Consider the following 21,635-nt stretch of genomic DNA (forward strand, 5'->3'; position numbering starts at 1 on the left):
CGCCGTTGACGTGGCCCAGCAAGGCCAGCGACGTATCGAGCGTCAGCTTGTCGAGGACGGGGTCGACGATCGAGGCCGGGCCGCCGCCGGCGGGAAGCAGGCCGGCCGACTTCACGCCGTCGTCGTCCCGGAACCGGCGGTTGCTCTGAAGCTCCAAGGCCACGTAGACGCCTCGGGCCTTGAGGGCGGCGATCAGGTGGTCGAGCCGCTCCAGGGCGTTGGGGTCGAACTCCTTGGTGTCGTCGCGGGTGTCGTCGATCAGGCTGCGGTTGGGTCCGAGCGGGGTGTCGAGGTCGCCGATCCGCACGAGGTTGACGCCCGATCGGGCCAGGCGGTCGGCCAGCGCGTCGGCCCGTTCGGCTTCAAGGAACGCGGCGGGCGCGATCAGGCTGACGCCGAAGAACTGGGCCCGCCCCCCCGGCTGAACTGGAGTCGGCCGTCCTTCGCCGTGACGAAGCCCTTGGATCCGGCGTGGCCGTCGTGGAGGAACGAGAAGTCGAGGGCCGACCGGGGGGCGATCGTCGTCGAGGGGGGGAGTTTGAGCCAGTCGTCGACGTCGTCCTCGACGTGGAACGGGGTCCAGCTCGTCAGTTCGGGGTTGGGCGAGCTGACGACTTCGACGTCGTCGATGCGGATCGAGCCGAGGCCGTCGGTCTTCTCGAACTGGACGACCGCCCGATGCGCCCCTTGGGGCACGCGGACGACCGCTTGTTGGTCTCGCCAATCGAACGAGCCGGCCCACTGGAACGCCGGGACGCCCCCACCTCCCGCGAGCGGCTCGCCGGCGGGATCGAGGAAGTAGAACGAGGCGACGGCACCGCCGCCGCCGCGCAGGCCCTGGGCCTTGGCGGAAAGCGAGATCTGCAACGAAGTCACGCCGTCGACCGGCAAGGCCAGGCCGGTCAAGACCCGGGCGCCCGACTTCGACAGCTCGACCGCCGACGCGGAATCGTGGCCGGGAAACGTCCGGTGGGCCTCGCCGTTGACGACCCAGTAGGTCGGCGCGGGGTCGCCCAGCTCGAAGTCGCCGTTGACCACCAGGTTGGTCGCCTCGGTCGGCCGTCGCGGAATCAGGTCGAAGGTCAGGCCGTCGACGTCGAGCGTGCCGGAGGCGCCGAGCAGGCCGACCGACATGATGGCGTCGTGCGTTCCGGGGGGGACGGCGATCCGCTTCGCCACCCGGGTCCAGCGGTCGCCGACGGCGTGGGTCCAGGGGCCCATCAGCCCGCGCGACAGCGTGCGCAGCTCGTCGCCCAGGAAGTCGATCATGAGGCTGGGCTCCTCGCCCATCCGCTCGCCGTGCTGAACATTCTTCGAGCGGATCCAGAGGCCGATCACGATCGCCTCGGTCTCGCGACCGTCGATGCCGAACGCCCGGCTGAGCCGCGCGGGGCGGCCGCGATGGAGGCATTCGAACCGGATGAAGCGGGGGCCCGACGCCCCCCCGGTCGTCTGGATGACGGCGTCGCGGGCGTTGTACCAGCCGTCGGGGACGCCGTCCGCGTTCGCGTCCGTCTCCAGATCGTCGCGCGCGGGAGGAGGCGTCCGGACGATCTCCGGCGCGGACTGGGCCCGGCACGACGGGGCGGTCGCCGGGACGAGGACGCTGGCAAGGCCCAAAACGGTCAGGACGAGCGACGTATACCTGGTCACGAGGCCCCTCCGTCGTTCGCGGGAGCTTTCGGCTTCTGAGAATCGCGCCCGGCCTTCGGCGTCGACGTCGGGGCCGGCGACCGCTTGGGCTCGGCCGGCTCGCTGAGCGCCTTGCCGGTCATCGGCACGAACAGCGTCGGCTTCAGCTCCTTGTCGATCAACTTGCCGTCCTTCTTGATGATCAGGTGGACGATCTGGTTGAACCGGTCGCCCAGGGGGATCACCATCCGGCCTCCCTCCTTGAGCTGGTCGATCAGGGGCTTGGGGATGCGATGAGGGGCGCAGGTGACGATGATCGCGTCGAACGGGGCCGCGTCGGGCCAGCCTTCGTAGCCGTCGCCGATCCTTGTGTGGATGTTGGTGTACCCCAGTTCCTTGTGGACCTTCGCGGCGCGCTCGCCGAGCGGCCGGTGGATCTCGACGGAGTACACGTCCTTGACCAGTCGCGAGAGGATCGACGACTGGTAGCCGGAGCCGGTGCCGACCTCATAGACCTTGTCGGTCGGCTTGGGGTCGAGGACCTCGGTCATGAACGCGACGTCGTACGGCGGGGTGATCGTCTGGCCCTCGCCGATCGGGATCGACTCGTCATCGTAGGCCTGCCGGCTGGTCTTGGGGGGGAGGAACTTGTGCCGGGGGACCGTCCGGAAGGCGTCGAGGACGCGGGGGTTCTTGATCCCCCGCTCGACCAGATGGCGCTGGACCATCCGCCGGCGGGCCGGGGCGGTCGGGTCGTCGTCGGTCGCCGGCTTCGCCGTCGGCGCTGGCTCCTTCGGCTTCGCCGCCGGCTCCTGGGCGCCGGCCGCCGCCAGGCCGAGGCTCCAGAACAGGATCAGGGCGGTACCCGCTCTCGCGCGTCGTTCCATCAGAGGCTCCCTTCCTCGACCGGCTTCGCCGCTCTCGCCGCATGTCGCGGCCTGCTCTCGACCTGTATCATACTACCATTGTCACGATGCGCGAGGCTTCCCCCGAAAAAACCGTCCCCCTCCCATGCGTCGGCTTCCGGATATTCCGAACGAGACCCCGTCTACGAGCGTACCAGGAGACGCCTGGCGGCGCGGCTGCGCAGGCGATCCAAAGCCCCGCGACTTCGCATCTTACGGCCCGGGTGTGGCGGCTGGGCGACGGCTCGGGAATGGCGTTGGTGAAAACGGACGGAATCGCTATAATTCGATCTGTCAAGCGGATGTTGTCGAGCCTATAAGTTGTTCCTGGCGAACAGCCTGGAGAGATTCTTGGCGACCTGGCGGCGAATCCGACGATTTCTGGTCCCTGGCTTGCTGATGGGGCTCGCCTGCGCGTCGGCCCTGGCTGTGGCCGCGGAGGCTCCTCGCAAGGTCGAGGAGGTCGTGGTGCGGGGCAAGGCCGTGCTGCTGACAGAGGCCGTCAAGGAGCTGAAGCTGGACGTCGCGATCGATCCCGAGCCGGCCTCGAAGCAGGTGGTCGTGATCGGCGACGACGGCGTGGTGACGCCGTTGCTGTCGGACGTCGCCACCCGGGCCTTGTTCCAGGACGATCGTCTGCGAGGGCGTCGGGTCGAGGTCAAGGCGAGGCGGTTCTCCGGGGTTCCCTACATCCAGGCGGTCACGTTCCGGGTCGAGCAGGACGGCCGGTTCCAGACGCCGGAGTATTACTGCAACATCTGCACGATCAGCGTCCGGTATCCGCAGACCTGCCCCTGCTGTCAGGGGGACATGGAGCTTCGGATGAAGCCGGAGCGGCCGTGAGGCGGATTCGGTCCGCTCGTTGATTTTCTTTTCGCGCGCGGTTCGGCGGCCCGGCGGCGTTCTCCCTGGCGAGGCTTGAAAAAGCATCGGGCGCGGGCGAGCGGGCGAATCTCGGGTGGGCGATCGCGGGTAAGGTGTTGAGGGGTGTTGGATCGTTTTTTCGTCCCCCGTGGGGACGCGAATTGAAACCGTGCGAGGGGTGGGATCGAACATGGCGTCTTCGCAAGCGTCGAATCTGATCCTGGGGCTGGCGGCGGTCGTGGCCGTGAGCTCGACCCTGGCGTCGATGGTCTGCCTCATGTGGGCCACGAGGCGGCGGCGGAACCTGCCGGACCACACCCCGCCGGTCACGATCTTCAAGCCGCTGAAGGGCCTCGACGAGGAACTCGACGAGAATCTCCGGAGCTTCTTCCAGCTCGACTACCCGGTCTACCAGTTGCTGTTCTGCGTGGCCGACCCGGCCGACCCGGCGATCGCCGTGGTGCAGAAGCTGATGCACGAATTCCCCGCCGTCGACGCCCGGATGATCGTCGGCTGTCCGTCGTTCGGCCTCAACCCGAAGGTCGAGAGCCTGGCGGCGATGGCCCCGTACCGCAAGCACGACGTGATCTTGATCAGCGACTCGAACGTCCGCGCGCGGCCGTCGTACCTGCGCGAGACGGCCTGCTACCTGGCCGAGCCGGGGGTGGGGCTGGTGACCAACCTGTTCGTGGGGGTCGGCCAGCGGCAGGCGGGCGCGGTGATGGAGAACCTCCAGCTCAACGGCTACATCGCCGGCGGCATGGCCATGGCGTCGGCGATGGGGGTGACCTGCGTCGTCGGCAAGTCGATGATGATCCCGGTCCGCGTGCTCGACGCGATCGGCGGGTTCGCGGGGGTCCGCAACCTGCTAGCCGAGGACCAGGTGATCGGCGTTCTCGTCCGCAAGGCGGGTTACTCGATCCGGCTCAGCCATCACGTGATCGAGAACGTGAACCGCAACCGCGACTTCAGTTGGTTCCTCAACCGCCATTCGCGGTGGTTCAAGATCCGCCGCCGGATGGCCCTGCCGGCGTTCGTGTTCGAGCCGCTGGCCAACCTGGCGACGATCGGCCTGGTGTGGGCGTTCTCGGGCGATTCCGGGCTCGCGTGGGGGGGCTTGCTCGGCCTCGTCGGCCTGGGGATGGCGCGCGACGTGTTCCAGACCCGCTGGCTGGGAGGGCCGACGCCCAAGCTTCGGCACCTGCTTTACAGCCCGATCAAGGACGTGATGCTCCTGCCCCTCTGGTTCGACGCCGTGGTCAACTCGCGCGTCCAGTGGCGCGGGCATCGATTCCACGTCGGTCGATTGACCCGGCTGCGATCGGCCCGGGCCACCCGCGACGTCCGCCGCCGGATGCGCCGGGTCCGCCGGTACCGCATCCAGAACGGCGCCCCGCGCGTCTTCACCACGAGGCTGCGGTTCTGGTCGGAAGACTTGGGGAAGCCGGGGGCATGATCGAGATCTCGGTTGATACGACGCCCGACGTATTGAATCATGGATCGCGGAGGAGACGATTCCGCGCTTCTTACTTCAACGTGAAACTCCGGGATGCCATCGCTCTCATCGTGCCCATCGCATTGGCCCTGGCATTGTTCGCCGAGCGGACCGCGCATCAGAGAACCCTCATAGAGTTAAAGCAGAACGTTCTCGAAAAAAGGTCCAACAAGATATTCGATAGCTTCATGGATGAGACATTTGGCGAATTGGGCATGCTTGTTTTGAAGGACCCGCAGGAGATCAGGCTTCATAGGCTGTCGACTGAAGGGATCGAGCTGGATTATGTCGACCCAAAAGATGTTCTGACTCGGTTCTCGCCCCGAATTGGTGAGCAAGTGCCCTTGGAATTCGCTGCGCAACTACGCGGTGAATTCACATCTGACAAAGTTGACGACCTGTTCTCCTATTTCGCTCCTGTCCCAATCGCCGTGCTGGAATTCATGCGCAATGGGGATGTCGTGTTACTCTTTTGGGGCAAGGAAAGCAGCCATCGGTACATGCGAGTTGTTATTCACGACGGCGTAAGTAATAAAACCACCAAGAATCATGGGTGGTTTAGATTCGACACTGCTGTGATTGACAATTTGCTGACGAAAGCCCGGACGACTGGACAAACTGGCGGTTGATGGCGTGGGACGATGTGAGACCTGTTTAACCGCGTAAGAACTCGAACAGGCTCCCTGAGAAGGCCGACAAGCCGAACGAGGTCACTTGATGGAAGAAGACTCCGACGCATCGGAATCCGATGCTGACTCCTCCGCCCCTTCCGACTCCCCTCCCCGGGCTTTCGCCCGATCGCCCCTCTGCGCCCCGACGTTCTCGCGTCTGTTTCTCACCGGCTTGGCCCTCATCACCCTCCTCGGCCCTTGTGTCCGAGGCGACGCGCTCGACGACGTCCGCGCCCGGGGCCGGCTGCGGTACGGCAGCGACATGGAAGGGGGCGGCCCGTACGCTTTCCCCGATCCTCGAACCCCGCGCGACGTGACCGGCTTCGAGGTCGAGATGATGCATCTTTTGGCCCGCGACCTGGGGGCGACGGCCGAGTTTTCTCAGGGGCAGTGGGACAAGCTGCTGCCGGTCCTCGACTCGAACCGGATCGACGTCGTCGTCAACGGCTACGAGTGGACCGACGTCCGCCTCCGCGACCACCTGGCGACCCGGCCGTACTACATCTATCAGCTTCAACTGATGGGTCGCAAGGGGGGCGAGATCCGCTCGTGGGCCGACCTGAAGCGGATTCGGCATAAAGGCCGGCGGTGGACGGTGGGCGTGCTCGTGGGCTCGGCGGCCGACGTCTTCGCCGACGAGCAGGCGGGCGATTCGATTCAGGTCGTCCGGTTCGACGGCGCGACCGATGCGATGCTCGCGGTCCAGAACGGCCAGTACGATTTCACGCTCCAGGACCAGCCCGCGGCGCTCTTCTACCGCGACCGGTTCCCGGGCCTCGAACTCGTCGGCCCGCCGGAGTCGCACGGCTACTACGTGATCTACACCCGCAAGGAAGACGCCCGCCTCCGCGACGCCCTCGACGAGAGCCTCGGCCGCTTGATCGCCTCGGGCGAGCTGCGGCGGATCGACGAGAAATACGGGATCTGGACCGAGGCCCAGACCGAGCTGGCGAGCTTCGACGGCCCGATCGCGGCGGTCAGCGGCTTGCGGATCGCGGGGGGCTGGGAGCTGCTCAGCCGCTACCGGGCGCGGCTGCTCGACGCGGCGGTCGTGACGCTCGGCCTGTCGTTCGGCTCGATGCCGCTGGCGATGGCGCTCGGTCTGGCGATCGCGCTGGGGCGGTTGTACGGGCCGAAGTCGCTTCGCGCGCTGCTGGGGGGGTACGTCGAGCTGATCCGGGGTACGCCGCTGATGCTCCAGCTTTTCGTCCTCTTCTACCTGCTCCGGCTGCCGCCGTGGGTGGCGGGGATCGGCGGGCTGGCGATCAACTATTCGGCATATGAGGCCGAGATCTACCGCGCGGGGTTGCAGGCCGTGCCGCCCGGCCAGATGGAGGCCGCGTTGGCGCTTGGGATGTCGCGGCGGATGGCCTTGCGGCGGGTGATCGTCCCGCAGGCGGTGCGGATCGTGATCCCGCCTGTGACCAACGACTTCATCGCGCTGTTCAAGGACACGTCGGTCTGCTCGGTGATCACGCTCGTCGAGCTGACCAAGCAGTACTCGATCCTGGCGAACAGCACCGGGGGCGCGATCGAGTTCGCCCTCGCGACGGCCTTTCTTTACATGATGATGAGCGTGCCGCTCTCGTGGTTTTCGAGGTGGTCCGAGGCGCGGCTGGCGTCGGGCGGGCCGAAAGGGGGGGCGTCATGATCGAGGTCGAGGGCCTGGTCAAGTGGCACGGACCGATCGAAGTGCTGCGCGGCGTGGATCTTTCCGTCCAGAAGGGGGAGGTCGCCGCCCTGATCGGTCCTTCCGGCGGCGGCAAGAGCACGTTCCTGCGGTGCCTCAACGGCCTGGAGGTCTTTCAAGGGGGCTGTGTGACGGTCGGCGACCTGCGGCTCGAAGCGAATCCGAGGCCCGCCGACCACGCGAAGGCCGCGCGGCTGGTCCGGTTGCGGATGGGGATGGTGTTCCAGAGCTTCAACCTGTTCGCGCACCAGACCGTGCTGGCGAACGTCATCGAGGCGCCGGTGCACGTGCTCGGATTGTGTCGCGACCAGGCGGTCGAGCGGGCGCGGGCGCTGCTCGACCGGGTCGGCATGCTGGGGCGGCTCGACGCCTACCCGCGCCAGCTTTCGGGGGGCCAGCAGCAGCGGGTGGCGATCGCCCGGGCCCTGGCGATGGAGCCCCAGGTGATGCTCTTCGACGAGCCCACCAGCGCGCTCGACCCTCGGATGACCGCCGAGGTCCTCTCGGTCATGACCGACCTGGCGCGCGAGGGCCAGACGATGGTCGTCGTGACTCACGCCATGCCGTTCGCCCGCAAGGTCGCGCACGTCGTCCACGTCTTCGGCGAGGGCCGCGTCATCGAATCCGGCCCCCCGGAGCGGATCTTCGACGATCCGGTCCAGGAGGCCACGCGGACGTTGCTCTCGGAAGTCGCGGCGGCGTGAGCGACAGGGGGCCCGGGCCGGCTCAGCGGGGTTGCGGCGCGGGGACGAACTGGGCGCGGGTGACGGGTTCGTCGGGCGTCGACTGGATGACCGTGGTTTTCCGCTTGCTGCTGCGGAACGCCTCCTTGGCCCGGGGAAGCGGTTCGAGCGTTTCAAGCGTTTCGCCGGAGCCCACGGACGCGGCGGCGTCTTCGGACTTCTCCATCGCGTCGGCGAGCGCCTGCCAGCGGCGGATGCCGGACTCGATCTTGCTCAGCCGGGCGCGGAGCTGGGCGGCCTCGGTGTTGAGGGCCTTGAGCTGGGCTTCGGCTTCCTTACGGTTCCGCTCGACGAACGAGCGGGCCTGGGAATCGGGGTCGTTCGAGGCGATTGGGAATGCTAGATCCATGGTCATCGCCTTGGCCGGCGCGGCCTCGGCGATCGGCTGCGGCTCGGCGGCGATCGCCGGCGCTTCGAGTCCCTTGGGCTCGGGAGCGCGGGGGATCGGCGCGCCTTCCGGGCTCTCCGCGATGGCGGGCAGTTCCGTGGCGGCGTTCCCTTTCAGCTCGACGGGCGTCGGGGCGGCGGAAGGAGCGGGCGCGGGCGCCGCCGGCTTGGCCTCGGGGGTCTCGGCGGGCGCGGGCAGGGGGATCGGCTCGACCGCCGGGACGGCCGGCTTGGGAGCAGGAACGGCAGCAGGCGCGGGCTCATCGGTCGCCTGAGAGACGATGACGGGCTTCGAAAGCTCGGCGGCGATCGGCGGCGCGGGAGGGAGCTTGTCGTCGTTCTGGGCCTGGATCGTCGACATCGACGTCATCGCCAGTCCGAGAAACGCCACCAGCCCGACGAAACCGAGGAAGCGGACGATCCGCGTAGGCGTCATCATGACTTCATCCTCCCTTGATGCGAAATCAGCGTCCGAGCACATCCCTGCCGCCTCGTCCGAGACGGATCGATCGGGAGTTTATCGGTTCGCATCGCCCTTGCCAAGAGGAAATTCAGGCGTCTCACGGGCCCTCTTTGGAAGGCATCTGAATCGCGTCGAGGACGATGGTTTTCCCTTCGACGACTTCGATCGGTTTGTACCAGGACGTCCGACCGTCCCACCAATCCATGCTCCAGGAGCCGGGAGCGAGCCGCGCCGAGAAGCGCCCATCGGGGCCGGTACGCACGGCGAAGCCAAATCCGGCGTCACGCTTCTCGGTCAGGTGCAGCTTGATGAAGACGCCGGAAACCGAGGGCTCGGAGTCCGCATCGACCATCCGGCCTTCGAGGCATCCCCCCCGGACGATCTCGATGACCGGTCGGGCCGTTTCGCCCGGATTGAGTTCGACGTCGTAGGCCGGTCGGTAAGTCCATGGGTCTTCGGGACGGGGACAGGGCTGGTCGAGGTAGGCGCTCACGCGGCCTCGTGACAGCCTATCGAACTCGAAGCGGCCCTGGTCGTCCGTCGTGACGATTTCATGGACGTCAAGAGAGAAGGACTCGATCCGGACCTTTCGATTCGCCACGTTCACGCCCGGCAGGGCCGTCGTGAGCCGGCCCTCGATGCGGGCCTCGGGTTGCAGCGGGCCGATGACTACGGGGGCTTTTTCGGTCCCCGGGACGGGATCAGAGTCGAGACGAACCGACGCCTTTCCCGGCGCGTCGGCGTAGACGGTCAGCATCCCCGGGCTCGGCACGGCGGGGAATCGAAACCGCCCGGATTCGTCGCTCTTGACGATGAAGAGGCTCTCCAGCGCGGTGCCCCGGACCGTCGATTCCGAGGGGTAAAGGAAGCGCCGGGATTCGGCCCGGCCCACGGGGCCGATCATCCTCGCGACGGTGAGCGTCGCGCCCGGGAACGGTTGATTTTTGTGGTCGCGCACCAGGCCAACGTAGGGTTCCGGCTCGCCGAGCGTGAGGTCGGCGACAATGTCTTCGGTGCGGCAATCGTCGACCGAGGCAGTCGGCGCGAGGCCCGGCTTGTAGGCGACGATGTTCGCGTGGGCCAAGAAATGGCTCTCGTCCGGGGCGATCCGGACTTCTGTCGCGTATCGTCCGTCGTCGCCGGACGTGACGGTCTGGGGGGCTCCAACCATTTCTCGCTCGAAGCCTTGACTTCGCCAGTACCCAAGAGCCACCACCACCGTGGCGCCCGCGACGGGCTTGCCCTTAAGGTCGGAGACGACGCCGTGGACCTTGACGGGCTTCCCGGGAGGTTCGGGCTTCGGCGCGGGCTGGATCGGCCGAGCTTCCTTCGGTGACGGTGCGACTTGCGCGGCGACTCCGGACGGGCGGCCCGGCAGAACGGCCGCCGTGGCGATCAACGCGCCGAGCGCGCAGGCCCAGAGGCCGAACGAGAGCCGTCCGGCGAAGCCTTGGAGGACTACGTTCCCGGCCAGGGCGAGCGTCGCGTCGCGGAGGCCGAGCGGCATGCGGGGCGGGGCCGCGACCGCCGCCAGGATCGAGGGGGCCAGGCCTCGGCGTTCGAGTCGCCGGCGCAGCAGGTCGCGGCCTCGCGAGAGGCGGCTGCGGACGGTGCCGACGGGCCGTCGCAGCCGAGCCGCCGCCTCGGGGTGCGTCAGGCCCTCCAGGTAGCACAGGACCACGACCCGGCGGTAGCGAGCCGGCAGCCGGCCGATTTCTTCGTGGAGAACTCGGGCGTCGTCGCGAGCCAGTTCGTCCCTGCCGGATTGGATCAACCGTGGCCGATCCGGCGCCGACGCCTGCTCGTGCCGCAGCCTCCTCAGGGCCGCCGAACGAGCGGAACGGGCCGTGCGGAGGGCGACCTGATGGAGCCAGGGACCGATCGAGTCGGCCGCGCGGAGCGACCGGGATCGGCGGGCGAGGACCAGGAAGGTCGCCTGGAAGGCGTCCTCGGCGGCGTGGCGGTCGGCGAGGACCGCCCGGCAGACGCGCAGGACCATCCCGCCGTGGCGCTCGATCAGGACGCCGAAAGCCGCTTCGGCGCCCCGGGCCGGGCCGTCGCGCCCTTCCGCGTACCGGCGCAGGAGTTCGCCGTCGGTCAGGCCGACGGCGGTCCCGGCGTCGAACAGGGTTTGCCAATCTCGCACGTAGCCGGCCGTCGCGTGTGCCATCGTCGCGTCCTCGCCCCGAGCCTCGATGTCGTCTCCGTACGCGAGGTAATGTCGCGAGCGAGCCCGGCCGATCCGCGAAAATCGGCCGGGCGTCCCATTTTCAGTTTCGGAGGCTCGACAGCGGGGCGGGGATGCGGCCGCCGTGGCGGACGAATTCGGTGGAGCCGCCGGCGGCGTGGATCGCCAGGATGTTCATCTCGCCGAACAGGCCGCCGAACACGGCGCGTTCGCCGGCGGCCTTGCCGGGGACGGGGATGACGCGGACGGCGGTCGTCTTGTGGTTGATCACGCCGATGGCCACCTCGTCGGCGATCAGGGCCGAAAGGGTCTCGGCGTCGGTGTCGCCGGGGACGGCGATCATGTCGAGGCCGACGGAGCAGACGGCCGTCATGGCTTCGAGCTTGGCGAGTGTCAGGTCGCCGGCCTCGACGGCGCGGGCGAGCGCCTGGTCTTCGCTGACGGCGACGAACGCGCCCGAGAGGCCGCCGACGCTCGACGAGGCGAAGCTGCCCCCCTTCTTCACCGCGTCGTTCAGCAAGGCCAGCGCGGCCGTCGATCCCGGCCCACCGAGCCGGGCGACGCCCATCGCCTGGAGGATCTCGCCGACGCTGTCGCCCACCTGGGGGGTGGGGGCGAGCGAGAGGTCGACGATGCCGAAGGCGACCCCCAGCCGGGCGGCGACCTCGCGGCCGATCAGCTCGCCGACGCGGGTCACGCGGAACGCGGTGCTCTTGATCTCCTCGGCGATGTCGCCCAGCGTCGGCTTGGTCGCCGAGTGCGCGACCAGGTCTTCAACGGCCGCCTTGACGACCCCCGGACCGCTGACGCCGATGTTGATGACGCAGTCGGTCTCGCCCGAGCCGTGGAACGCCCCCGCCATGAACGGGTTGTCGTTCGGCGCGTTGGCGAAGATCACCAGCTTGGCGCAGCCGAAGCCGTCATGATCCCGGGTCCGTTCGGCCGTGTCCTTGAGGACGTGCCCCAGCGCCGCGATGGCGTCCATGTTGATGCCGGCGGCCGTCGTGCCGACGTTCACCGACGAGCAGACGCGGCTGGTGGTCGAGAGCACCTCGGGCAACGAGGCGATCAGCCGGCGGTCGCTGTCGGACCAGCCTTTCTGGACCAGGGCGGTGAAGCCGCCGACCAGGTCGACCTCGACCTCGGCGGCCACGGCGTCGAGCGTCCGGGCGACGGCCAGGAGCCCCTCGGCCTTCTGGCCGGCGGCGATCCGGCCGATCGGGCTGACGGCGATCCGGCGGTTGACGATCGGGATGCCGTAGCGGCTCTCGACCTCGCGACAGACGGCGGCGAGCCGGCCGGCGTAGTGGATCAACCGGTCGCGAATCCGGTCGCAGAGCACCGTGATGTCGGGCGAAGCGCACGGGGCCAGGTCGATCCCCATCGTCACCGTGCGGACGTCGAGCTTGTGCTGCCGGATCATGCTGAGGGTGGCGAGCACGTCTTCAGTGCGATGCAAGGGACTCTCCTTGGCTGCGAAGCGCGGAGCCCAGGCGGACGGGGCTGGGCTCGGTGGTTGCGGCGAAGATGCTCTCGTGCTGGACGAACGCCTCCAGCTTGTGCGCCTTCCCGTACCGCTCCAGCTCCGACCGGATCGCGGCGGGGGTCAGGTCGTGCGGGATCAGGGCCTCCATGACCAGCGCGAACCGGTCGCCGTCGACCCGCGCGTGCAGGTCGACGATGTTCACGCCGTGCGCCGCGAGAGAGCCGGCGATGTTGTGGACGATGCCCGGGCTGTCGTCGCCCAGGACGGTCAGGATGAACCGCTCGCCGCCGACGACCAACGGCTCGTCGCGGCCGTTCTTGACCTCGGTGACGAGCACCTTCAGGTCGAACCGCTTGCCGCGCTCCTGGATCGCCTCGGCGAGCTGCTGGGGCGATCGCGGGGTGGGGAAGTCGGCTTCGAGGATGATCGTGAAATAGCCCCGCATGACGGTCTGGCTCAGCTCCAGGACGTTGCCCCCCTGGTCGAGCAAGGCCCCGGTCACCGAGTAGACGATGCCCACCCGGTCGGCGGCGGTGACGGAGATGATGTAGCTGCTCATGAACGGCTTTCGAGCGCCTTTCGTCAGAATTCCTTGGAATACCCGGCCGATGCGGCGACCGGAACCTCCGTCGTCGATCGCCCCGCCGCGACCGCGAGGGCCGCCCAGCCGACGAGGATCGCCACCCCGCCGATCGGCGTGATCGCCCCCAGCCATTTCAGGCCGGTGAGGCTCAGGACGTACAGACTACCCGAGAAGATCACCGAGCCGATCAGGAACGACCAGCCGGCGACCGACAGCGCGGTCCCTGATCGCCCCATGGCCTGGAGCAATCCGACGGCGACCAGAGCCAATGCGATATACATGTGATACTGCGCCGCGGTGTGGAAGTTCGCGGTCTGATCGAGGGCCGTGAGCCGGTCCTTGAGGCCATGCGCGCCGAAGGCGCCCATCGCCACCGCCAGAAAGCCCCAGACGGCCCCGATCCGAAGCCAGAATCCGTCGTTCATCGTTGCGTTGCTCCAGCGACTTCGATTCGTCTGAATGAGAAAGGTTCAGGCCGGGGCTTGGCCGACGACGGGCGACGGCTCGCGGTCGAGCACGATCGCGCGGATCTCGGCGGCAAGAAACAGCGAGCCGGTGACGCAGATCAGCCCTTCCGGGGGCGTCAGCCGGCGAGCCGTCGCGAGCGCCTCGGCGGGGTCGGCCTCGATCCGAACGATGCGGCCGTCGATCGCGACCGCCGCCGCGGCGACCTCGTCGGGAGCGACGGCCCGAGGGTTGTGAGCGTACCGCGTCGCGATCACCGTGTCGAACAGCGGCAACAGCTCGCGCAACTGGCCCGTCAGGTCCTTGTCGCGGGTCGTGCCGAAGACGAGGGTTCGGGTCGTCCGGGGGAACGAACTCTGGAGCGTCTCGGCGAGGGCGGCGGCCGAGGCGACGTTGTGCGCGCCGTCGACCACCAGCCAGGGCGACTGTTCCATGACCTCGACCCGCGCCGGCCACCGCAGGTCGGCGAAGCCGCGTACGACCGCGTCGCGATCAACGGCGAGTCCGGGGTCGGCCTCGGCCAGGGCGTCGAGACTGGCGAGCGCGACGGCCGTGTTGTGCGCCTGGTGGCGGCCGAGCAGCGGGACGTCGAGCGTTCCCCAGTCGGTCCGCCAGGTCTGGACCGCCACCTGGCCGGCGGTCGGCCGGTCGAGCGGCTGTCGGGGGTCGAACAACTGATACTGGAAATCGACGTCGACTTCACGGAGCCGGCAATGCCGCGCGGCGGCGATCCGGCGAATCGCCCGCCGGGGCTCGTCTTCCTGAACTCCGCTCACCGCCGGCCGCGACCGCTTGAAGATCCCGGCCTTCTCGGCGGCGATCGCGCCCAGGGTGTCGCCAAGCTGCCGGGTGTGGTCGAGCGCGATGCTGGTGACGACCGAGACGAGCGGGCGGACGACGTTGGTCGAGTCGAGCCGCCCTCCCATGCCGACCTCCAGCACGACCGCCCCGACTTTCTCGCGGGCGAAGTGCAAGAGCGCCATCGCCGTGGTGATCTCGAAGAAGGTCGAGCCCTCGTGCTGAAGCAGCGGCTCCTCGACCTCCAGCTCGTCGACGGCGGTCCGGACCTGATCGACCAGGCCGACCAGCTCGTCGGCCGTGATCGCGCGGCCGTCGATGACGTAGCGTTCTTCCAGCCGGTGCAGGTGGGGCGAGCTGTACAGGCCGGTGCGGACGCCCGAGGCCGTCAGGGCCGCGGCGATCATCACGGCCGTCGACCCCTTGCCCTTCGTCCCCGCGATGTGGATCACCCGGAGGCCGAGTTGAGGGTCGCCCAGCTTGCGGAGCAGCCGGCGCATCCGGCCCAGCCGCAGCTCGGTGATGGCCTTGGGCATGCCGTCCCGCTCGTAGTTCAGGCGGGCGTACAGGTAGTCGAGGCGGTCCTGGTAGACGTCGAGCATGGGGATCAGTTGAAGTCGAGACCGACTCCTCCAGGGCCGCAACCGGGTTTTCGTTCCAGACCTCGTCTCAGTCACCTTGATCCGCCCCTCCGCTTAGGTTGGGGGCGAATCCAGCAACGACTCGATTTTCGAGGAAAGCTCCAGCAGGGAGATATCCTTCGTCCAGTACGCCGATGCGCCCAGGGCGAATCCTTCGAGCCGGGTGTCGGCGTCGCGCTGGTGGGTGAGCATGACGACCTTCAGGCCGACGGCGCCGCGATCTCCGCGAATCTGCTCGAGAACTTCCAGGCCGTTGAGGATCGGCATCCAGAGGTCCAGGAGCAGCAAGTCGGGATTGTGCGCGTGGACCATCGCCGCCGCCTCCGCGCCGTCGGCGGCTTCCCAGACCGTGTGGCCCGATCGCCTGAGGCACTCGGCGTACACCGCGCGGAGGTCGGACTCGTCTTCGGCCAGTACGATGGTCGCACCCACGTCGTTTCTCATCGATTCGCGCGTTGGTGGTGATGGAGGATCGAGCCGCCGGCGTGGATCGGGCGAAACGGGAACGGGCGCGCTCGATCACGCAGCCAGCCCTTCCAGCATAACCTCCAGCCGGGGTGGTTCGCCATGCCACTGAGCCCCGCGGCCGCCTCGTTCCCGATGATCCAGCCGATTCCGCCTTCAGACATTTTCGCTCATGGGGTCTTCGCGGCACTGGAGTTGCTTGGCCAAAGACGAGTTGTCACCCATCATCGCCGAGGAGAAATCACCATGTCATTCACGAGGCGGAGTGGAAAGACGAGCGTCGTCATCGCGACCCTGCTGTTGGTCTGCGGCTCGTCGCCGGCCGACGACAAGCCGGCGGCCCCGGAGACGATCTCGGGGCTGATCGTCAATGTCGACAAGTACCTGGCCAGCGGACAGACAGCCGCCGGCGCCGCCGCCGAGCGTTGGGTCGTGACCGTCAGCACCGACGTTCTCTGGCGCGATTTCGTCCGCGATCAGGCCGTCTCGCCCGAGCAGGCAGCGAAAAACTCGACCACCAGGGCCGCGTCCAAGGGGCGGAAATCGGTCGCGAGCGAGGGACAGCCCCTCGACTCCGCTCTGATCGCGACCGCTGACCTCGACTCGCAAACCAAGCTCGCGATGCGCTATCGCTTGTCGACCGACGAGGCCACCCAGGGGGCCACGACTCCCGAAGGGGCGGCCAAGGCCGAAGCCGCCGTCGACAGCGGCGACACGACCAAGCCGGCGACCGCGTCGCGCACCGCCGCGAAGCCTCGCGCGATCACGACCAAGGATCTCAAGCCCGGCCTCTGGGTCGAGATCGAGATGCGCCCCGGCGACTCCAAGCACGCCCAGACTCTGACCGTCCTGCAACCCGTCGAGGACGTGAAAGTTCCCACAGAGTCGGTCAAGCCGGCGTCGCCTTCGAAGTGAAACTCGAAGGCGCGGCCGATCGCGTCAGTCGCCGGCGTTAGGAAGCTCGACGGCGGGCGCGGGGAAATCGACGGTGTCGTCGGGCGCGGCCAGGAGAGCGGCCGGGTCGACGCCCGGGATGGCCGGAAGCGCGGCGGCGATCTGCTTGAGGACGTCGGCCGGCAGGTGCGCCGAGAGGAACTGGAAAAGCTTCGGCAGGATCGCGGTGATCGAGCCGATGGGGACGCCCAGCTTGATGAGCTTGCCCAGGAGATCGGTGGCACCGCCGGATTCGCCGCCGAGCAGCTTTCCGGCCAGGTCCGAGACCTTGCCCAACAGCCCTCCATCGGAGCCCTCGGCCTCGGCCTCGGTGAACCCGGAGACGATGCGTTGGGCTTCGGGGATCTTCGCCTCGATCGTTTCGTAAGTCTCGGGGTTGACGCGCGTTTTGAGGAACGACAGCACGCCCCCCAGGACCTTTTCGATCGTGCCGGCGTCGACGCCCGTCGACGCCGCGAGGTTCTTCAAGGACTCGCTCATGATCGGTCTCAGCCTCGGTGGATCAGGGGCAGGGGAGCGGCACGAATCCGCGCCGACCGACTTCGTCCGGCGCGGGCCTTGACGGATTCTCTGATCCATGGACGGAGAAGGGAAGGGGGGACCGGTCGGTCGGTTCGCTTCCTCATCATCGTTCGAGCTGATCGGCGACGATGGGTTTGCCTTCCCACGTCCAGACGCCGTTCTCCCGGGTCAGGAGCCGGAGGGCGCTCCCGGGGACGGCCGGGGCGTTCTGAGTGGGAAGCCATCGGGCGAGTTCCCGGAGAGTCGCGGCATGGGCCGGCGACTTGGCCAGGTTGGTCCACTCGTTGGGGTCGTCGCGGTGGTCGTAAAGCTCCTCGGAGCCGTCGGCGTAACGGATGTAGCGCCAGTCCTTGGCGCGGACGGCGTGGTTCCCCTGGTTGGACGTGGTGATCGCCGGCCAGGCGCGCGGGGCGTTCGCGTCCTTCAATTGGGGAACGAGGCTGTGCCCTTCCAGCCCCTCGATCGGCGGCAGACCGACGAGGTCGATGAAGGTCGGGTAGAGATCCAGCAGCTCGACGGCCTCGGCGCACCGCGCGCCGGCGGCGACGCCCGGCCCGGCGAAAACCAGCGGCACCCGGGTCGAACGCTCCCAGAGGGTGTTCTTGCCGGTGACGCCCTTCTCGCCGAGATGCCAGCCGTGATCCGACCAGAGCACGACCAGGGTTTCGTCCTGCTTCCCGGACGCCTTCAGGGCGTCGAGCAGGCGGCCGACCTCCGAGTCCATGTAGCTGACCGTGGCGAGGTACGATCGGACGAGGTTCCGCCATTGGTGGGCCTTGCGGAGCCACGACAGCCGAGGCTCGGGAAGCTTCCAGTGGAGATACCAGGCGAACGGCGGCACGTCGTCGCGGTCGTCGTCCTTCACCGGCGGCAGTTCGAGGGTTTCCTCCGGGTAGAGGTCGAACCATTTTTGGGAAGCGAAGCAGGGGACGTGGGGAAGCCGGAAGCCGGCGGCGACGAAGAACGGCTTGTCGGCGGGAAGCGCCCCGAGCCGCGCGATCGCGGCGTCGGCGATCTTGCGGTCGGCCTGGGAATCGTCGGTCTCGGGGAAGACGCCCCAGTCGAGGGCGCGGTTCGGTTCGGGGGTTTCGACGAGCTTCTTGGCCGGAAAGGGCATCGGCCCGCGTTCTTCCCAGGTCTGGAACTCGTCGTGGCGGTGGTCCCAGTCGATCGCGCCGTCGTGGAAGATCTTTCCCGAGCAGAACGTCGAGTAGCCGCGCTCCGCGAACGCCTGGGGCAGCGTGCGGCGGTCCTTGAGGGCGGCGACGCTGCGAAGACCCGGCAAGAGCCCGTAGACGCCGGTGGTCGACGGCCGCAGGCCGGTGAGCAGACTGGTTCGCGACGGGTTGCAGAGCGGCGCCTGGCAATGGGCGTTGGTGAAGACGGTCCCGCGGCGGGCCAGCGCGTCGATGTTCGGCGTCTTGACTTGCGGGTGGCCGCCGAGACAGCCGACCCAGTCGTTGAGGTCGTCGATCGCGATGAAGAGGACGTTCGGCGGTCGATCCGACGCCGTCGTCGGTCCAGAGGCGGCGGGCGTCACGCAGGCCAGGGCGGCCGCTAGGGCGGGGAAAAGTCCGAGCATGGCGAGAAGTCCTCCGAGGGATGCGTTGCGTTGTAGCATCGCCTCGGAGTGCGATCGGTTCAAGACGGTCCCGCCGGGCCTCCGGCGGCCGAACCGTCGCGAGGCGCGTCAGGGCGACTCGGCTTGCTCGAAGTCCACCGGCTGATACGCCACGGTCCGGATCACGATGCGGGCCAGCAACAAGATCACAAGCGTCTCCGCCAGGACCAGGGCGCCGACGCTGAAGGCTCCCTTGAAAAGATACGCCAGCCCCTCCGCGACCGCCGCCGCGGCGAGCATCAAGCCGACGGCGTACACAAACAACTTGGCCCAATGGATATGCCGCTGACCATTCCGACTGCTGACGAATACGGGTTTCATGACGGGCTCCAAGTCTCCTCGTTTCTCGCGTTCACCATTAATCCGTGATTGCACCAAGGGTTTCAAGGGATTCGCCGTCGCCGTCTCGGGATTGGTGGAAATCGCCGCGCCGGACTTCGAAGGCGTCAAAATGGCTTGTCACCTTTGGCATCGCTCTTGCGTAACCATACTTCGTAAACATGTCCGGAGTTTCCGAGTTGGGGAGTAGTAGGCTAACCTATGCTCATTTATGCGTTATAGTAAACGAGTTCGTGGGGCTTGGAATTCCGTGGTTGTGCCTGATTCATGGTCCTGGTATGAAAGGAGTTGCTCAGAGGAGCCTGTGGGGTCGATGGTTTCGCGACGACGCGTCGGCAGGCTGCTTAACCTTGCGTCGGTGCATTTCGGGTTCAGAAGCCGGCGCTGGCCGAGGAACCTTGATCGCTTGCTCGATCATGACCCAGTCGGTTGGTCGTCGTCGATGGAGGCGACGTTTCGAGTAGTTAGGTGTGAGGATTGATCCCATCAATCCTTGCGAGTCGATTTGTTGCATTCCGACGACTGCTCTCGCGATGAATCGGGATGGAGCGGTCGTTCTGCGGATGCCCGGAGTACCTGATTCTGGCGCCCTGTCGCATCGTCTCGCGGCCGAGGGCTCGCGGATGCAAGCAATGGGAGTTCCTTCCATGGCAAGTCTCACTACGGTTCAGGCTGCGCGCGTCTTGATCGTCGACGACAACCGCGACACCGCCGATACGACGGCGATGCTCCTCAGGATTCAGGGATACGACGTCGCGGTCGCCTACGACGGCCGGTCGGCCATCAGCACGGCCAAGCGGTACGACCCCGACGTCGTGCTCCTCGACCTTTCGCTGCCCGACATCGACGGTTACGCCGTCGCCGAGAGCCTCCAGAAAGACGGCATGAACCGGGCTTCGTTCATCGCCCTCTCCGGACACGGGCCCGACGACCGCTCGTGGGAGCAACGGCACTTCGTCGATTACCTGGTGAAGCCCGTGGAACATGAAACCCTGGTCTCCCTGCTCCTGCGCGTCCAGGCTCAGAAGCAGGTGTGACCCGACTCGATTCGATGGAATCGAATCGAGTCGGTGAGCGAAGGAAGTGAGAGGACGGCCGACGGAATCGACGGCCGGTGATATGTCATGCTCGTTGTGCTCGTTCATGTTCACGTGAAGACCGAACTGGTCGACGCGTTCCAGGCGGCTTGCGTCGAGAACGCGCGGAACAGCCTTTTAGAGCCGGGTGTGGCTCGGTTCGACGTTCTGCAACAGCAGGACGATTCCACGAACTTCACGCTGGTCGAGATTTACCGATCGCCCGAGGCACCCGCCGCGCACAAGCAGACGGCCCACTACAAGAAGTGGGCCGAGGCGGTCGCCGACATGATGGCCGCGCCGCGGTACAGCGTGAAGTACGCCAACGTCTTTCCCGAAGACGAATCGCTATGAAATTCGAGTTCGCCGCCGCCGGCCGCGTCGTCTTCGGATGGGGGACGTTCGAGCAAGTCCCCGCGCTCGCGAAGGAGTTCGGCCGCGCGGCGATGCTGGTGCTGGGGCGCAGCGGCCGGCACGGCGACGCGCTGGCGACGGGTCTGGAGGCTGTCGGGATTCGCACCGTCCGCTTCCAGGTCGGCGGCGAGCCCGCGGTCGCGATGGTCGACGAGGCCGTCGCGCGGGCGCGCTCGGAAGGCTGCAACCTGGTGATCGCCGTCGGCGGCGGCAGCGTGATCGACGCGGGCAAGGCCGTGGCGGGCATGGTGAACCAGTCCGGAACCGTCCTCGACCATCTGGAAGTCGTGGGGGGAGGCAAGCCGCTCGACGCGCCCGTCCTGCCGTTCCTGGCGGTCGCCACGACGGCCGGCACCGGGGCCGAGGTGACGCGCAACGCGGTCCTCGACGTACCCGAGCACAAGGTGAAGGTCAGCCTGCGGAGCGTGCATCTGCTGCCCCGCGTCGCCGTAGTCGACCCCGAGCTGACGCTCTCGACGCCCCCCGAGATCACGGCTTACACCGGAATGGACGCCCTGACGCAACTGATCGAGCCGTTCGTCAGCCACGCAGCCAACCCGCTCACCGACGGCCTCTGCCGCGAGGGGATCGGCCTCGCCGCCCGGTCGCTGGCGGCGGCCTACCGCGACGGCCGCAACCGTCCGGCGCGCGAGAACATGGCGGTCGCGGCCCTGTTCGGCGGGCTCGCCCTGGCCAACGCCAAGCTCGGTGCCGTGCACGGCCTGGCCGGCGTGCTTGGAGGTGCCTTCGGCCGTCCCCACGGCGCGATCTGCGCCCGCCTCCTCCCCTTCGTCATGGACGCCAATATCCAGACGCTCGAAAAAGAGCGCGCGGACGATCGGGCCCTGATCCGTTATACCGAGGTGGCGCGAATTCTGACCGGCGACCCGAAGGCCGACGCCCGGGAAGGCGTCGCCTGGGTTCAAACGCTCTGCGAGGAGCTGAAAATCCCCCCGCTTGCCATCGGCTCGCTCGGCTCGGCCGGCTCCGCCGCGATCATCGCGGGCGCCCAGCGCGCCAGCAGCATGCAGGGCAATCCGGTCAAACTGACCGACGGGCGGCTTCTCGAAATCCTCGAACGGGCCGATTGACCGGATCGGCCGCAGTAGTTCGCGTCACGTTTCCAGGCCTCGGTTCCCGCACGGTCGATTCAAGGCGTACGCCCGATTCATCCGATGTAGACCGCAGGCTGCGCATAAGCGCTGGATTCCCTGCCGTGCGTGGGGTGTCGCA

22 protein-coding genes are annotated in these 21,635 nt (G+C 67.7%); 9 read left to right on the forward strand and 13 right to left on the reverse strand.

Annotated features, from left to right (window positions below; all coding sequences use genetic code 11):
• Positions 1–384: 384 nt before the first annotated feature.
• Positions 385–1,653 (reverse strand): hypothetical protein, encoded by a 1,269-nt coding sequence (locus tag BSF38_RS32170; protein WP_237170529.1) that lies wholly within the window; start codon positions 1,651–1,653, stop codon positions 385–387.
• Positions 1,650–2,519 (reverse strand): protein-L-isoaspartate(D-aspartate) O-methyltransferase, encoded by an 870-nt coding sequence (locus tag BSF38_RS19770; RefSeq protein WP_083713103.1) that lies wholly within the window; start codon positions 2,517–2,519, stop codon positions 1,650–1,652. Before BSF38_RS19770 ends, BSF38_RS32170 begins: the two co-directional genes overlap by 4 nt.
• Positions 2,520–2,888: 369 nt before the next feature.
• Between BSF38_RS19770 and BSF38_RS19780 the strand changes: the two genes are divergently transcribed.
• The 5 genes from BSF38_RS19780 (at position 2,889) to BSF38_RS19800 (ending at position 7,961) form a co-directional block, all read left to right on the forward strand.
• The gene (locus BSF38_RS19780) at positions 2,889–3,380 is read left to right on the forward strand and encodes a hypothetical protein (RefSeq protein ID WP_237170530.1); all 492 of its coding nucleotides are present in this window, start codon (positions 2,889–2,891) and stop codon (positions 3,378–3,380) included.
• 211 nt (positions 3,381–3,591) lie between these two features.
• A complete protein-coding gene (locus BSF38_RS19785) occupies positions 3,592–4,857 on the forward strand; it encodes a ceramide glucosyltransferase (protein WP_076348515.1) in 1,266 nt (421 codons plus the stop codon).
• Positions 4,854–5,525, forward strand: a complete 672-nt coding sequence (locus BSF38_RS19790; protein ID WP_076348517.1) for a hypothetical protein — start codon at positions 4,854–4,856, stop codon at positions 5,523–5,525. Before BSF38_RS19785 ends, BSF38_RS19790 begins: the two co-directional genes overlap by 4 nt.
• An 88-nt stretch (positions 5,526–5,613) precedes the next feature.
• Positions 5,614–7,218, forward strand: coding sequence for an ABC transporter substrate-binding protein/permease (locus tag BSF38_RS19795; protein WP_083713104.1), 1,605 nt, complete (start codon positions 5,614–5,616; stop codon positions 7,216–7,218).
• Positions 7,215–7,961 carry an amino acid ABC transporter ATP-binding protein gene (locus tag BSF38_RS19800; RefSeq protein WP_076351169.1) on the forward strand — a complete coding sequence of 249 codons (747 nt, stop codon included), beginning with the start codon at positions 7,215–7,217 and terminating at the stop codon, positions 7,959–7,961. Before BSF38_RS19795 ends, BSF38_RS19800 begins: the two co-directional genes overlap by 4 nt.
• Before the next feature lie 22 nt (positions 7,962–7,983).
• On the opposite strand, the gene BSF38_RS19805 is transcribed toward BSF38_RS19800, so the two are convergent.
• The 8 genes from BSF38_RS19805 to BSF38_RS19840 form a co-directional block, all read right to left on the reverse strand.
• Positions 7,984–8,826, reverse strand: a complete 843-nt coding sequence (locus BSF38_RS19805; protein ID WP_076348519.1) for a hypothetical protein — start codon at positions 8,824–8,826, stop codon at positions 7,984–7,986.
• A 121-nt stretch (positions 8,827–8,947) separates the two neighbouring features.
• Entirely contained in the window at positions 8,948–11,020 is a 2,073-nt protein-coding gene (locus tag BSF38_RS19810; protein ID WP_076348521.1) for a sigma-70 family RNA polymerase sigma factor, read from the reverse strand.
• Positions 11,021–11,120: 100 nt separating this feature from the next.
• Positions 11,121–12,497, reverse strand: coding sequence for a PFL family protein (locus BSF38_RS19815; RefSeq protein WP_076348523.1), 1,377 nt, complete (start codon positions 12,495–12,497; stop codon positions 11,121–11,123).
• The gene (locus tag BSF38_RS19820; protein ID WP_076348525.1) at positions 12,484–13,083 is read right to left on the reverse strand and encodes a glycine cleavage system transcriptional repressor; all 600 of its coding nucleotides are present in this window, start codon (positions 13,081–13,083) and stop codon (positions 12,484–12,486) included. Before BSF38_RS19820 ends, BSF38_RS19815 begins: the two co-directional genes overlap by 14 nt.
• 23 nt (positions 13,084–13,106) lie before the next feature.
• Positions 13,107–13,532 (reverse strand): DUF423 domain-containing protein, encoded by a 426-nt coding sequence (locus BSF38_RS19825; protein ID WP_076348527.1) that lies wholly within the window; start codon positions 13,530–13,532, stop codon positions 13,107–13,109.
• A gap of 45 nt (positions 13,533–13,577) precedes the next feature.
• The gene (locus BSF38_RS19830) at positions 13,578–15,014 is read right to left on the reverse strand and encodes a bifunctional folylpolyglutamate synthase/dihydrofolate synthase (RefSeq protein ID WP_237170531.1); all 1,437 of its coding nucleotides are present in this window, start codon (positions 15,012–15,014) and stop codon (positions 13,578–13,580) included.
• Positions 15,015–15,065: 51 nt separating this feature from the next.
• Entirely contained in the window at positions 15,066–15,455 is a 390-nt protein-coding gene (locus BSF38_RS19835; protein ID WP_237170532.1) for a response regulator transcription factor, read from the reverse strand.
• The gene (locus tag BSF38_RS19840) at positions 15,452–15,640 is read right to left on the reverse strand and encodes a hypothetical protein (RefSeq protein WP_076348529.1); all 189 of its coding nucleotides are present in this window, start codon (positions 15,638–15,640) and stop codon (positions 15,452–15,454) included. Before BSF38_RS19840 ends, BSF38_RS19835 begins: the two co-directional genes overlap by 4 nt.
• An 82-nt stretch (positions 15,641–15,722) precedes the next feature.
• On the opposite strand from BSF38_RS19840, the gene BSF38_RS19845 reads away from it, so the two are divergent.
• Complete coding sequence (locus BSF38_RS19845) at positions 15,723–16,391, forward strand: hypothetical protein (protein ID WP_076348531.1); 669 nt, start codon at positions 15,723–15,725, stop codon at positions 16,389–16,391.
• Between the two features lie 24 nt (positions 16,392–16,415).
• Here the strand turns inward: BSF38_RS19845 and BSF38_RS19850 are convergent, their stop codons facing one another.
• The 3 genes from BSF38_RS19850 to BSF38_RS19860 all read right to left on the reverse strand — a co-directional run bounded on the left by BSF38_RS19850 (position 16,416) and on the right by BSF38_RS19860 (position 18,894).
• Positions 16,416–16,910: a hypothetical protein gene (locus BSF38_RS19850; RefSeq protein WP_076348533.1), complete on the reverse strand. Its 495-nt coding sequence runs from the start codon at positions 16,908–16,910 to the stop codon at positions 16,416–16,418.
• Positions 16,911–17,055: 145 nt separating this feature from the next.
• Positions 17,056–18,534, reverse strand: coding sequence for a sulfatase (locus BSF38_RS19855; protein ID WP_076348535.1), 1,479 nt, complete (start codon positions 18,532–18,534; stop codon positions 17,056–17,058).
• A gap of 108 nt (positions 18,535–18,642) precedes the next feature.
• A complete protein-coding gene (locus BSF38_RS19860) occupies positions 18,643–18,894 on the reverse strand; it encodes a hypothetical protein (protein WP_145952242.1) in 252 nt (83 codons plus the stop codon).
• 665 nt (positions 18,895–19,559) lie between these two features.
• Here BSF38_RS19860 and BSF38_RS19865 point away from each other — a divergent pair.
• From BSF38_RS19865 to BSF38_RS19875, 3 genes are all read left to right on the forward strand, one after another.
• Complete coding sequence (locus BSF38_RS19865; protein WP_076348539.1) at positions 19,560–19,949, forward strand: response regulator; 390 nt, start codon at positions 19,560–19,562, stop codon at positions 19,947–19,949.
• A gap of 87 nt (positions 19,950–20,036) precedes the next feature.
• Complete coding sequence (locus BSF38_RS19870; protein ID WP_076348541.1) at positions 20,037–20,342, forward strand: putative quinol monooxygenase; 306 nt, start codon at positions 20,037–20,039, stop codon at positions 20,340–20,342.
• Complete coding sequence (locus BSF38_RS19875) at positions 20,339–21,493, forward strand: iron-containing alcohol dehydrogenase (RefSeq protein WP_076348543.1); 1,155 nt, start codon at positions 20,339–20,341, stop codon at positions 21,491–21,493. Before BSF38_RS19870 ends, BSF38_RS19875 begins: the two co-directional genes overlap by 4 nt.
• Positions 21,494–21,635: the final 142 nt, after the last annotated feature.

This window comes from Paludisphaera borealis (assembly GCF_001956985.1).
GTDB lineage: Bacteria > Planctomycetota > Planctomycetia > Isosphaerales > Isosphaeraceae > Paludisphaera > Paludisphaera borealis.